An 11,375-nucleotide genomic window follows, 5' to 3' on the forward strand; every position below is an offset into this window, starting at 1 on the left:
GGGTGGGCCGCGGCGCCAGGCCCGCCGACGGCCGCGCCCTGGCCAGCAGCGAGGTTCCGACGGCGCTGCTGCTGCCGGCCGGAAAGGACGGCCCCGCGTTCCTGGTGCACAAGAACTTCGACGCCATCTATTCCTACAACGCGGCCGAGAGCTACGCGCTGGCCATCGCCCACCTGTCCGACCGCCTCCGCGGCGGCGGCCCGCTGGTTGCCGCCTGGCCCACCGACGATCCCGGCCTGTCCCGGCGCGAACGCCGCGAGCTGCAGGAACTCCTGGTGGCGCGCGGCCACGACATCGGCGACGTGGACGGCATGATCGGCAGCCGTTCGCGCGAAGCGCTCAAGCTCGAACAGGCCCGCCTGGGCCAGCCCGCCGACGGCCGCGCCGGCCAGCGCATCCTGCAGGCCCTGCGCCAGCCCTGACCCGGGTTCGCCGCCGGCGCAGGTTTCAGGCAACAATCAGCCAAACGCCCACCCTTACGGAGCAACCCCCATGAAATGGCGCAGCGCAAGACGCTCCAGCAACGTCGACGACCGCCGCGGCATGGGTGCCGGGGGCGGCGGTGGCGGTGGCGGCATGAAGCTGGGCCTGGGCGGCATCGCCGTGGTGGTGGTGATCGGCCTGCTGATGGGCAAGAACCCGCTGGAGATGCTGGGTCTGGTGGCCGAAATGCAGCAGCAGGCGCCCGCAGGCCCGGCCGGCCCATCGACCGCCCCGCCGGTGGACGACGAAGCCTCGCAGTTCGTCGCCAGCATCCTGGGCGAAACCGAGGACGTGTGGGGCGCCATCTTCAAGGCCAGCGGCAGCACTTACCCGGCCCCCACCCTGGTGCTGTTCAGCGGCAGCGTCAACTCGGCCTGCGGAGGCGCGACGGCGGCCGTGGGTCCGTTCTATTGCCCGGCCGACCAGCAGGTCTACATCGACCTGAGCTTCTTCCGGCAGATGGAGCAGCGGCTGGGCGGCGGCGGTGATTTCGCCGAGGCCTATGTCATCGCGCACGAGGTGGGCCACCACGTGCAGACCATCACCGGCATTTCCGACCAGGTAAACCAGGTGCGCCAGCGCGGCGGCAGCGTCGAAGGCGCCACCGGCCCCCTGGTCCGCCAGGAGCTGCAGGCCGACTGCTACGCCGGGCTGTGGGCGCACCACGCGCAGAAGCGCCACGCCTGGCTGGAAGACGGCGACCTCGAGGAGGCCATGGCCACCGCAAGCGCCATCGGCGACGACACCCTGCAGCGCCAGGGTCAAGGCCAGGTGGTGCCTGATTCATTCACGCATGGCAGCGCCGAGCAGCGCATGCGCTGGTTCCGCGTCGGCTTCCAGTCCGGCGACGTACGCCGGTGCGACACTTTCGCGGCCGCGTCGCTCTGAGCCGCCAGCGCGCGCCGAAAAGCGCGTTCCCATGGCCACCGACACCACGCCGGTATTCCGCGCCAGGGCACTGACCAAGTCCTATCGAATGGGCGAGGTCGAGGTCCAAGCCCTGCGCGGCATCGACCTGGACCTGTGGGCGGGTGAGTTCGTCGTGTTGCTGGGTGCCTCGGGCAGCGGCAAGTCGACCCTGCTCAACATCCTGGGCGGGCTGGACGCGCCCACGTCGGGGGAAGTCAGCTGCCAGGGCCATGAGCTCACCGGTGCGGGCGAAGCCGCGCTGACCCATTTCCGGCGCGAATCTGTCGGCTTCGTGTTCCAGTTCTACAACCTCATCCCCAGCCTCACGGCGCGCGAGAACGTGGCGCTGGTGACCGAGATCGCCGCCCATCCCATGACGCCCGAGGCGGCGCTGGCCATGGTCGGCCTGGAGCAGCGCATGGACCACTTTCCCGCGCAGCTTTCGGGCGGCGAGCAGCAGCGCGTGGCCATCGCCCGCGCCATCGCCAAGCGGCCGGCCGTGCTGCTGTGCGACGAACCCACCGGGGCGCTCGATTCACGCACCGGCATCGTGGTGCTCGAGGCCCTCTCGCGCACCCATCGCGAAACCGGGGCGCTCACCGTGGTGATAACCCACAACGCGGTGATCGCCCAAATGGCCGATCGCGTCATCCACCTCAGCGACGGCCGCATTGCCTCGATTCAAGCCAACGCCAGTCCGGTCGAGCCCGGGAGCCTGTCCTGGTGACCGCGCTGCGCCGCAAGCTGTGGCGCGACCTGGCGCAGATGCGCGGGCAGACCGTGGCCATCGCGCTGGTGCTCACCGCGGGCCTCGCCACGCTGGTGATGTCGCTGTCCACCTACCGTTCGCTGGCCGACACGCGCGAGCGGTTCTATGGCGAATACCGCTTCGCCGACGTCTTCGCCCGGGTCGAGCGCGCGCCCTGGCCGCTGCTTGCCGACATCGCCGCCCTGCCCGGCGTGCAGCAGGCCGAAGGCCGCGTGGTGGCCCCCGTGAACCTGGAGCTGGATGGTTTCGACGATGCGGTGACGGGGTTGATGGTGTCGCTGCCCGATGCCACCCAGGCCGGCCTGAACCGCCTGTTCCTGCGCGAGGGCCGGCTGCCCGACACCCGGCGCACCGACGAGGCGGTGGTCGGCGAGGCGTTCGCACAGGCGCATGGCCTTCATCCTGGCGACGGCATCGTCGCCATCATCAACGGCCGCCGCCAGGGCCTGCGCATCGTCGGCATCGGGCTGTCGCCGGAATTCGTCTACCAGATGCGGCCCGGCGACGCCTTCCCGGACTTCGAACGCTATGCCGTGCTTTGGATGCCGCGCGAGCCGCTGGCCGCCGCGTTCGACCTCGAGGGGGCCTTCAACGACGTGGTGCTGGCCGTGCACCGCGGCGCGAGCGTACCCGACGTGGTGGATGCGCTGGACGACCTGCTGGCCCGCCACGGCGGGCTGGGCGCCTACGGCCGCGAGCTGCAGCCGTCGCATCGATTCCTGGACGAGGAGCTGTCCCAGCTCCGGGTGATGGCGCGGCTGTTTCCCCTGGTGTTCCTGTCGGTGTCGGCGTTCCTGATCAATATCGTGATCGGCCGGCTGGTGAACACCCAGCGCGAGCAGATCGCCGTGCTCAAGGCCTTCGGCTACACGCGCACAGAAGTGTCGCGGCACTACGCCATGCTGGTGCTGGCCATGGTGTCGGTCGGCCTGCCGCCCGGGCTGGCGTTGGGGGCCTGGGCGGCCAGCGGCCTGTCGGGTGTTTATGCCGAGTTCTACCGCTTCCCCTACCTGCAGTGGTCGCTGCCGATGGACGTGGTGGCCATGGCCTTGGCTTTCACCCTGGCGGTGGCGGCGCTGGGCACCTTCACCGGGCTGGCGCGCGTATTTGCGCTGGCGCCAGCCCAGGCGATGCGTCCCGAGGCTCCGTTTTCGTTCCGGCCCACGCTGCTCGAGCGCCTTGGCATGGCGGCCTGGCTCGACCCCGCCGCCAGGATGGTGCTGCGCAACCTGGAGCGGCGGCCGCTGCGCACGGCCTCCACCGTGCTGGGCATCGGCCTGGCCTGCGGCATCCTGGTGATGACGCGTTTCCAGTCCAGCGCCATCGACGAGATGATCGACGTGCAGCTGGGTTTCGCGCAGCGCGACGATCTCGCCGTCACCTTCACCCTGCCCACCTCCGAGCGGGCCGCGCAGGAGTTGCTCGCCATCCACGGCGTGCTGGCGGTGGAGCCGTTCCGGCAGTCCGCGGTGGTGCTGCGCAACGGTCACCGCGAGTACCGTACGGCGATCCTGGGCCTGCCGCCGCAGGGCGACCTCAAGCGCCTGGTCGGCGAATCGCTCCAACCGATCGTGCTGCCGCGCGAGGGCCTGGTGATTACCGACCACCTGGCCGGCATGCTTGCCGTGGCGCCCGGCGACTCGCTCGACGTCGAGTTCCTCGACGGGCGCCGCGAAACACTGCGGCTGCGCATCGCCGGACTCTCCCGCGAATACCTCGGCGTCGGCGCCTACCTGCGCCTGGACGCCTTGCACCGAATGCGCGGCGACGGCAGCGCCCTGTCCGGCGCCTGGCTCAGGATCGAACCGTCGGCGCGCGCCAGCGTGGTGAAGGCCCTGCGCGAGCGGCCCCGCGTGGCGGCCGCCCGCGCCCGCGCGGCGAGGATCCGGGGGTTGCGCGCCACCATGGCCGAAGGCATCCTGATGTTCACCCTGGTGGCGACGGCGATGGGCGCCAGCATCGCCATCGGGGTGGTCTACAACAGCGCGCGCATCACGCTGTCCGAGCGCGGGCGCGAGCTGGCCAGCCTTCGCGTGCTGGGCTACACGCGGGCCGAAGTGCGCAGCCTTCTGATGGGTGAGTTGGGCACGCTTACCCTGCTCGCGCTGCTGCCGGGCTTCGCCCTCGGCCATGGGCTAAGCTGGCTGCTGGTGATGGGTTTCGAGTCCGACCTCTACCGCATCCCGCTGGTGATTGCGCCGGCCGGGCTCGGCCTGGCGGCGCTGGTGGTGATCGGCGCGACCGGGGTGTCGGGCGCGCTGGTGCGCCGCCGCCTGGACGAGCTCGACCTGGTGGCCGTACTCAAGACCAAGGAGTGACCATGACCCGCGCCAGGCTGATGCGAATGCTGCTGGTTTCCGCCGTCGTCGCCGGAGCGGCATGGCTGGTGTTGCGGCCGTCACCCACCTGGGTGGACACGGCGGCCGTGGAAACAGGTGACGTCTTGGACAGCCTGGAAGCGGAGGGCCGCACACGGGTGCGCGACCGCTACGTCATCACCTCGCCCATCCAGGCACAGGCCAGGCGGCTGGCGCTGCAGGCCGGCGACGCCGTGGCCGTGGGCGACGTGCTGGTCGTGCTCGACCCCCTGCCCGCTCCCGCACTGGATGTCCGCGCCCGGTCGCTGGCCACCGCCAACGCCGCCGCGGCCGCGAGCCGGGTCAGCGCGGCCCGGGAAGAACTCGCCGCCTCCGAAGTGACGCTAACCCAGCTGCAGCGGGAGTCCCAGCGTCTGGACCAGCTGGCGAAGTCCTCGCTGGTGGCGCGCGAATCAGCCGAGCGGGCCCGTTCGCTCGAAGCCCGCGGCCAGCGCGAAGTGGCCGGTGCGCGCTTCCGCTTCGCCACCGCGCGATACGAACTCGAGGCCGCGAACTCGGCCCTGGCCCTGGGCAGCCGCGACCGCAGCACCGAAGTCGCGCTTGAACTCACGGCGCCCGTGGACGGCGTGGTGCTGCGACGTCATTTCGAAAGCACGCGCCCGGTCCAGCCTGGCGACCCGCTGCTTGAAATCGGTGACCCGTCGACCATGGAGGTCGAAGTGGACGTGCTGTCGGCCGACGCCGTGACGCTGCGCGAGGGCATGCCGGTGCAGCTGCACCGCTGGGGCGAGGCCAAGCCCTTGCAGGGTCGCGTGCGCCGCATCGAGCCCGCCGGCTTCACCAAGGTTTCCGCGCTGGGCGTCGAAGAACAGCGCGTCTGGGTGATCGTCGACATCAGCAGCGAACACGCCGACTGGCTGCGGCTGGGCGATGCTTACCGCGTCAACGCGAGTTTCGCCCTGGGCCAGCGCAGCGGCGTCGTCCGCGTCCCTGCGACCGCGCTGTTCCGGCAGGACGCCGGCTGGGCGGTGTTCCGGCTGCAGTCCGGACGTGCGGTTGCCACGCCCGTCTCACTGGGGCTGCAGGGCGGGCCCTGGGCGGAGGTACTGGATGGCCTGGCCCCAGGTGACACCGTGGTGGTGCATCCGGGCCGCGACCTTGAGCACGGGCGCCACGTTCGCGTGCGCTGAACGGCCTCGCGGTCAGGGCTGACGTTCGGTCGTCCAGCGGTCCAGCAGCGCGTCCTTGTCCAGCCACAGTCCGTTCACCCAGGCCTGGAAACGCTCGCGGAAGGCGGCGTCGCCCTCGTAGTCGCCGCCGGCGAAGCCTGCCGGGATCGCCCGCTCTCGCACGTGCACGCGCACCTCGCGGATGCGGTCGGCGAACAGATCGGCCAGGGTGGGCTTGCCGATGTCGTAGCTGACGGTGACGTCGAGCACCGATTCGATCGCCTCGCCCATCGCCCCCACCACGAACGCCACGCCACCCGCCTTGGGCTTGAGCAGATGCCGGAACGGCGCTCCCTGCTGCGCATGCTTGCCGGGCGTGAAGCGCGTGCCCTCGACGAAGTTCATCACCGACACCGGGATGTGGCGGAACTTCTCGCACGCCGCGCGCGTCACCGCCAGGTCGCGGCCCGCCAGCTCGGGCCGGCGCGCCAGGGTCTGCTTGGAATAGCGCTTCATGAAGGGGAAATCCAGCGCCCACCACGCCAGTCCCAGCAGCGGCACCCAGAACAGCTGGCTTTTCAGGAAGAACCTCAGCAGCGGGATGCGGCGGTTGAAAACTTTCTGCAGCACCGGGATGTCCACCCAGCTCTGGTGGTTGGCCAGCACCAGGTAGTGGCCGGCATAGCGCAGGGTGTCCATGCCCTCCACCACGAAGGTGGTGCGGGTGAAGGCATCTATCAGCCGGCTGTTCACGCCTATCCAGCTTTCGGCGATCACCATCAGCGCCCGGTCCAGGCCGGGCCGAAGCCTGGGCACGGGCAACAGCGCCTTGGTGATCGCCACCACCAGCAGCACCGGCACGTGCAGCAGCGTGCTGCCGCCCACCAGCAGGGCGGCCAGCGCGGCACGCAGGCCACGGGGAAGGAGGAACAGCGCGGAGCGATTGGGGGACGTCACGAAAGCGGCCGTGCGGGGCGTGGGAAGACGCCCAGACTACCAAGGCCGCGCGGCGCCGTGCGGGCACTCACAGCACCGACCCCTGGCTAACGCCGTGGCCGGTGCGCCGGTCGTAGACCTGTTCGCGCAGCTCGAAGCGCAGCTTGACCAGGAAAAGCTCGCGCTGTGCCAGCTTGCCCAAGGCGTCGCAGCCCTTGTCCTGGCTCAGGGCCGACAGACGCCGGTGCAGTTCCTGGGCGGCCCAGACGGCGTTGTCGCGATGGCCTTCCTCGTGCAGCGTGAGCGCGGTGATCATGCGCGCCCAGCGCGCGCGCAGCTCGGGTCGCGTGGTGCCCTGCGGCCGCCACACCGGCAGGTCCATGGTCAGGTCCACGCGCACCGCCAGTTCAGTCAGGCGGCAGCCGGAAGGCAAAGGCTCAAGGCGGTAACGTGTCTCGACGTCCTGCAGCGTCCGGCCGATGGCTCCGCCGGTCAGGCCTGCGGCCACTGCCCGCTCGGCCAACTGCTGCCGAAGCGGCTCCAGCAGGCGGGCGTCGAGTTCGTAATAGCGCCGGGTCTCAGTAATTTGCGCGCCGCCCTGGGCGGTTGCCGCCGCCGCGTGGGGGCTGGACAGCATCGCCAGCACGGCGGCGCAATACACGCGCTGACGTGCGCCACGCGGCATCCGCGCGCCCCGACTCAGTAACGGAAAAGCAGGAAGGGCAGCGTCACGATCGCCAGCATCAGGGCGATACCCACCAGCGCAACCACCGCCTGGCGCGGGTTGTCGCGAAGGTTGGACCACGTGCTGGGCGCGCGCCCCTCGCGCACGGCCGCCTCGCGCTCGGCGCGCGCACGGGCAGCGCGCTCAACCTGGTACTGGGCCAGCAGCCGCACGGCCTCGTCCAGCTGCTTGGCATCGGCGAGCCAGATGCCGCCGGCCGACACGCCCCACATGCTGGGCTTGGTTTCGTAAACGTCGATGGCGTGGGTGACGAACAGGTCGCGGACGTCGTCAGCCTCGTCGTCAGGCACGTTGCGAAGATTGAGCAGGAGCTTGGCCATGTCGCCATGATAACCGACGCCGCCGGGGCGCACCCCAGGCAGCCCGCAGCGGGGATAATGACCGACCTTTTCGCGGCCGACCTGCCCTTGGACCTGCCCTCTCCGTCGCGCCAACGCACGCTGGCCCTGACCGTGCTGGCCCTGCTGGCTTTTGCCGGCAACTCGCTACTTTGCCGGTGGGCCCTGGACGGCACCGATACCGACCCGGCCAGTTTCACCGCGCTGCGCCTGTTCTCCGGCGCGCTGGTGCTGGCGCTGCTGGTGCACCGCCCGGGACGCTCGGCGCTGGCGAGCGGCAACGCCGTTTCCGGCTTCGCGCTGTTCGCGTATGCCGCGTGTTTTTCCTATGCCTATCTGGGCCTGAGCGCCGGCACCGGCGCCCTGCTGCTGTTTGGCGCCGTGCAGGCGACGATGCTGGCCGTCGGGCTGGCGCGCGGCACGCGATGGAGCCTGCTGCAGGCGGTCGGCCTGACGCTGGCCCTGTCCGGCCTGGTCGGGCTGCTGCTGCCGGGCCTGAGCGCGCCGCCGCCCTTGCCCGCGGCGCTGATGCTGCTTGCGGGCGTGGCCTGGGGCGTCTACAGCCTGCGCGGCCGCGGCATCGCCGACCCCACGGCGGCCACGGCCGGCAACTTCATCCGCGCCCTGCCCTGGGCGTTGGCCGCTTGCCTGCTGGCCTTGCCCTGGCTGCGCATGGACGCGCAGGGCGCGGCGCTGGCGCTGCTGTCGGGCGCGGTCACGTCCGGCGCGGGTTACGCGGTGTGGTATGCGGCGCTGGGCGGTCTGTCGCCTCAGGCCGCCGGCAGCAGCCAGCTCGCGGTACCGGTGATCACCGCGCTGGCCGGCCTGGTGCTGCTGGACGAAACCATCGGCCTGCGCCTGGTACTGGGATCGCTGGCCGTCCTGGGCGGCATCGCGCTGACCCTGCCCTGGCGCCCACGCCGCCCTGCCTAGAGCGACTGCAGGCTTTCGAAGTATCGACGCTCACCGCTCAAGGGGTCGTCGAATTCAAGCCGGTGCGCCAGCAGCTTGAGCGGCCGGAGCGGGTCGTCAGCGGCGGTGCCCGACCAGTCCGGATACAGCGGGTCGTTCTGGATGGGCGCCCCCAGCGCCGCCATGTGCACGCGCAGCTGGTGCTTGCGGCCGGTGACGGGCGTCAGGCGGTAGCGCCAGTGGTCTTCCAGCATCGCATCCAGCGCCAGCTGGGTCTGGCTGTTGGGCTCGCCTTCGGCTTCGCGCATCCGGAAAAACGGCTCGCCGGCAACGATGCGGCTGCGCCGCACGTGCGGCAGCGACAGCGCCGGCAGCGGCGCCGCCAGCGCCAGGTAGGTCTTGTGGATGCGCCGGTCGCGGAACAGCGCCTGGTAGGCGCCGCGGCTGGCCGGGTTCGCCGAAAACAGCACCAGGCCCGACGTGGCGCGGTCGATGCGGTGCAGGGGCACCAGGCCCGGATTGTCCAGGCGCCGCACCAGCCGGCGCAGCAGCGTGTGCTCCAGGTATTGCCCCGAAGGCGTGACGGGAAGGAAGGGAGGTTTGTCGGCCACCACCAGGTGCGCGTCGGCGTGCAGCACGCGTTCGTCGAACGGCAGCGGAATTTCGCCGGCAACCTCCCGGAAGTACTGCACCTCCAGGCCCACGCGGTAGGGCGTGTCGAGGGCCAGGGTGGCTCCCGTCGCATCCATCACGCGCCCGGCGGCCATGCGTGCGCGCCACTGCGCCGGATCCATCCGGGGAAAGTGCGCGCACAAGGCCTCCAGCACCGTCGCCCAAGGGCCCGGCGGAAGCTGCAGGCGGCTGGCGATGGGATCGGCGTTCATGGGACCGCGCACGCCGTCGCAAACCCCGGACACCGGCCCGCGGGGTGCCACTGTCGGGGTCGTCCGCCGGCGCACTTTGTCATGCCGCCATTGTGGACGTGTTGGCGGGCTGGAAAAACCATCGCCGGCCATGCATGCTCACGCCGCCGGACCCGGAACCACACGCCGGGCGGCGACAACCAACCCAGGAGTTCGCCATGGCCAAGGGCCTGAACCAGAAGAAAACCGAAAAGAAGAAGCCGGAAAAGACGCTGAAGGAAAAGCGCGCCGAAAAGGCCACCAAGAAGGCCGGCAAGTGATTTCCCGGACGGACGCCTGACCCGGCGTCCGCTCCCGGCGCTCTCAGCGCCTACAATGGGGCCTGTCCCGCTTGGCCCTTTCCATGTCCGAACCCCTCCGTTTGTCCAAACGTCTGGTTGAACTGACCGGCTGCTCGCGCAGCGAGGCCGAGCAGTACATCCAGGGCGGCTGGGTGCGCGTGGACGGCACCGTGGTGGAAGAGCCGCAGTTCAAGGTCACCGACCAGACGGTCGAACTGGACCCGGCCGCGAAGCTCGAAGCCGCCGAACCAGCCACCCTGCTGCTGCACAAGCCCGCCGGGCACCACTCCGGCGAAGGCGCCCTGCCCGCGCTCAGCCTGCTCATCCCGGCCAACCGCTGGGACGAAGACCCGTCCGGCTGGCGCGTGCACAAGCGTCATTTCGCGCACCAGGCGCCGGCGATGCTGCTCGAGCCGATGGCCAGCGGGCTGCTGGTCTTCAGCCAGGACGGCCGCGTCATCCGCCGCCTGACCGAAGACGCCGGCAAGCTCGAGCAAGAGTTCATCGTGGATGTCGAAGGCGAACTCGCGCCCTACGGCTGGAGTCGCCTCACCCACGGCACCAGCTACGCCGGCTGGCCGGTGGCACCGTTCAAGGTCAGCTGGCAGAGCGAGCGCAAGCTGCGCTTCGCCATCAAGGGCGTGCGGCCGGGCATGCTGCAGCATCTGTGCCAGGAGGTCGGCCTGACGGCAACGGCCATCAAGCGCATCCGCCTGGGGCGCATCCCGCTGTCGAAGATGCCGCCCGGGCAGTGGCGCTACCTGCCGGTGTCCGAGCGGTTCTGAGTCAGGGCTCTTCGCTGATCGGCTTGGCGCGGTCGCGCAGCAGCTTCGCCAGGCCGCCCAGCTGCGCGGCCATCACCTGGTCCACCAACGGCGCGAACTTCGACAGATCGTCGGGCGTGTAGCCACCGGCGCGGTACCACATCGTGATGCGGGTGCCGCCCTTGCCGTTGGCGGCCAGGCGGAACTCCAGTACGCCGTCCAGGCCCATGCCCTGGAGCGGCCCCAGCCCGCCCACCAGGCGCAGCGTCCTGCCAGGGTCCACGAAAGCCACGGTCATGTGCCTTGCCTGCTGCGCCCCGTTGCGCTCGCAGAAGCAGCCGCCCGCGCGGGCCTTGATCGATAGGTTCGACGCATCGCCCCACCAAGTGTGGTCGGCCGGCCACCACTGGCCGACGTCGTCCACCAGGGCGTCCCAGGTGTCCCGCACGCTGGCCGGCACGTCCTGCGCGTTCTCGATGGTGAAGCCGGCGGTGCTGCTGTCCTTCACCGCTGCCTGCACCGGCAGGGCGAGCAGGCCCGCCAGGACCAGACCGATCACAGATTTCATCGCGCGTCCTCCCTTCACAGGCCACGATTAGGCGGCCCCGGCCCGCCGCTGGCAAGGCCCCACGCCTCGTCGGCTACCGGGCATGGGCGCAGGATGCGAGAATCGCCGCCTCACCAAGGAACCCCGCCCCCATGGCCTCCAGCCTGCTTGCCCTGCTTGACGATATCGCCACCATCATCGACGACGTGTCGGTGATGACCAAGGTGGCGACCAAGAAGACCGCGGGCGTGCTGGGCGACGACCTGGCGCTGAACGCGCAG

The 11,375-nt window shown here is 70.6% G+C and carries 12 protein-coding genes and 1 pseudogene; 8 read left to right on the forward strand and 5 right to left on the reverse strand.

Going from position 1 to position 11,375, the window contains the following annotated elements; translation table 11 throughout:
- From K0M70_RS09005 to K0M70_RS09025, 5 genes and pseudogenes are all read left to right on the forward strand, one after another.
- Positions 1 to 413, forward strand: a pseudogene (locus K0M70_RS09005) (peptidoglycan-binding protein); the annotation flags it as partial.
- A 79-nt stretch (positions 414 to 492) separates the two neighbouring features.
- Positions 493 to 1,371, forward strand: a complete 879-nt coding sequence (locus K0M70_RS09010; protein WP_290781473.1) for a neutral zinc metallopeptidase — start codon at positions 493 to 495, stop codon at positions 1,369 to 1,371.
- 31 nt (positions 1,372 to 1,402) lie between these two features.
- The gene (locus K0M70_RS09015) at positions 1,403 to 2,119 is read left to right on the forward strand and encodes an ABC transporter ATP-binding protein (protein ID WP_290781475.1); all 717 of its coding nucleotides are present in this window, start codon (positions 1,403 to 1,405) and stop codon (positions 2,117 to 2,119) included.
- Positions 2,116 to 4,479 (forward strand): ABC transporter permease, encoded by a 2,364-nt coding sequence (locus K0M70_RS09020; RefSeq protein ID WP_290781477.1) that lies wholly within the window; start codon positions 2,116 to 2,118, stop codon positions 4,477 to 4,479. Before K0M70_RS09015 ends, K0M70_RS09020 begins: the two co-directional genes overlap by 4 nt.
- A gap of 2 nt (positions 4,480 to 4,481) precedes the next feature.
- The gene (locus K0M70_RS09025; RefSeq protein ID WP_290781478.1) at positions 4,482 to 5,669 is read left to right on the forward strand and encodes an efflux RND transporter periplasmic adaptor subunit; all 1,188 of its coding nucleotides are present in this window, start codon (positions 4,482 to 4,484) and stop codon (positions 5,667 to 5,669) included.
- A 12-nt stretch (positions 5,670 to 5,681) separates the two neighbouring features.
- On the opposite strand, the gene K0M70_RS09030 is transcribed toward K0M70_RS09025, so the two are convergent.
- The 3 genes from K0M70_RS09030 to K0M70_RS09040 form a co-directional block, all read right to left on the reverse strand.
- Positions 5,682 to 6,605: an acyltransferase gene (locus tag K0M70_RS09030; RefSeq protein WP_290781479.1), complete on the reverse strand. Its 924-nt coding sequence runs from the start codon at positions 6,603 to 6,605 to the stop codon at positions 5,682 to 5,684.
- Positions 6,606 to 6,672: 67 nt separating this feature from the next.
- On the reverse strand, positions 6,673 to 7,269 hold the full coding sequence (locus K0M70_RS09035) for a DUF922 domain-containing protein (protein ID WP_290781480.1): 597 nt from the start codon (positions 7,267 to 7,269) through the stop codon (positions 6,673 to 6,675).
- A 14-nt stretch (positions 7,270 to 7,283) separates the two neighbouring features.
- On the reverse strand, positions 7,284 to 7,649 hold the full coding sequence (locus K0M70_RS09040) for a DUF6164 family protein (RefSeq protein WP_290781481.1): 366 nt from the start codon (positions 7,647 to 7,649) through the stop codon (positions 7,284 to 7,286).
- A 57-nt stretch (positions 7,650 to 7,706) separates the two neighbouring features.
- Here K0M70_RS09040 and K0M70_RS09045 point away from each other — a divergent pair, with 57 nt between their 5' ends.
- Entirely contained in the window at positions 7,707 to 8,600 is an 894-nt protein-coding gene (locus K0M70_RS09045) for a DMT family transporter (protein ID WP_290781482.1), read from the forward strand.
- Here K0M70_RS09045 and K0M70_RS09050 read toward each other — a convergent pair.
- Entirely contained in the window at positions 8,597 to 9,463 is an 867-nt protein-coding gene (locus K0M70_RS09050; RefSeq protein WP_290781483.1) for a pseudouridine synthase, read from the reverse strand. The two genes, K0M70_RS09045 and K0M70_RS09050, sit on opposite strands and share 4 nt — an antisense overlap.
- 382 nt (positions 9,464 to 9,845) lie before the next feature.
- Between K0M70_RS09050 and K0M70_RS09055 the strand changes: the two genes are divergently transcribed.
- Positions 9,846 to 10,568 carry an rRNA pseudouridine synthase gene (locus tag K0M70_RS09055; RefSeq protein ID WP_290781485.1) on the forward strand — a complete coding sequence of 241 codons (723 nt, stop codon included), beginning with the start codon at positions 9,846 to 9,848 and terminating at the stop codon, positions 10,566 to 10,568.
- Between the two features lies 1 nt (position 10,569).
- On the opposite strand, the gene K0M70_RS09060 is transcribed toward K0M70_RS09055, so the two are convergent.
- On the reverse strand, positions 10,570 to 11,115 hold the full coding sequence (locus K0M70_RS09060) for an SRPBCC family protein (RefSeq protein ID WP_290781487.1): 546 nt from the start codon (positions 11,113 to 11,115) through the stop codon (positions 10,570 to 10,572).
- Between the two features lie 131 nt (positions 11,116 to 11,246).
- Between K0M70_RS09060 and K0M70_RS09065 the strand changes: the two genes are divergently transcribed.
- On the forward strand, positions 11,247 to 11,375 hold a 129-nt coding region (locus K0M70_RS09065), incomplete at its 3' end, for a DUF808 family protein (protein ID WP_290781488.1).

It is taken from the genome of Arenimonas sp. (assembly GCF_019459675.1).
Lineage (GTDB): Bacteria > Pseudomonadota > Gammaproteobacteria > Xanthomonadales > Xanthomonadaceae > Arenimonas.

Coding starts and splice junctions, on each gene's coding strand:
- K0M70_RS09040 (WP_290781481.1), bottom strand. CDS start 7,649: ATGGCCAAGCTCCTGCTCAATCTTCGCAACGTGCCTGACGACGAGGCT.
- K0M70_RS09050 (WP_290781483.1), bottom strand. CDS start 9,463: ATGAACGCCGATCCCATCGCCAGCCGCCTGCAGCTTCCGCCGGGCCCT.
- K0M70_RS09055 (WP_290781485.1), top strand. CDS start 9,846: ATGTCCGAACCCCTCCGTTTGTCCAAACGTCTGGTTGAACTGACCGGC.
- K0M70_RS09045 (WP_290781482.1), top strand. CDS start 7,707: ATGACCGACCTTTTCGCGGCCGACCTGCCCTTGGACCTGCCCTCTCCG.
- K0M70_RS09010 (WP_290781473.1), top strand. CDS start 493: ATGAAATGGCGCAGCGCAAGACGCTCCAGCAACGTCGACGACCGCCGC.
- K0M70_RS09060 (WP_290781487.1), bottom strand. CDS start 11,115: ATGAAATCTGTGATCGGTCTGGTCCTGGCGGGCCTGCTCGCCCTGCCG.
- K0M70_RS09035 (WP_290781480.1), bottom strand. CDS start 7,269: ATGCCGCGTGGCGCACGTCAGCGCGTGTATTGCGCCGCCGTGCTGGCG.
- K0M70_RS09025 (WP_290781478.1), top strand. CDS start 4,482: ATGACCCGCGCCAGGCTGATGCGAATGCTGCTGGTTTCCGCCGTCGTC.
- K0M70_RS09015 (WP_290781475.1), top strand. CDS start 1,403: ATGGCCACCGACACCACGCCGGTATTCCGCGCCAGGGCACTGACCAAG.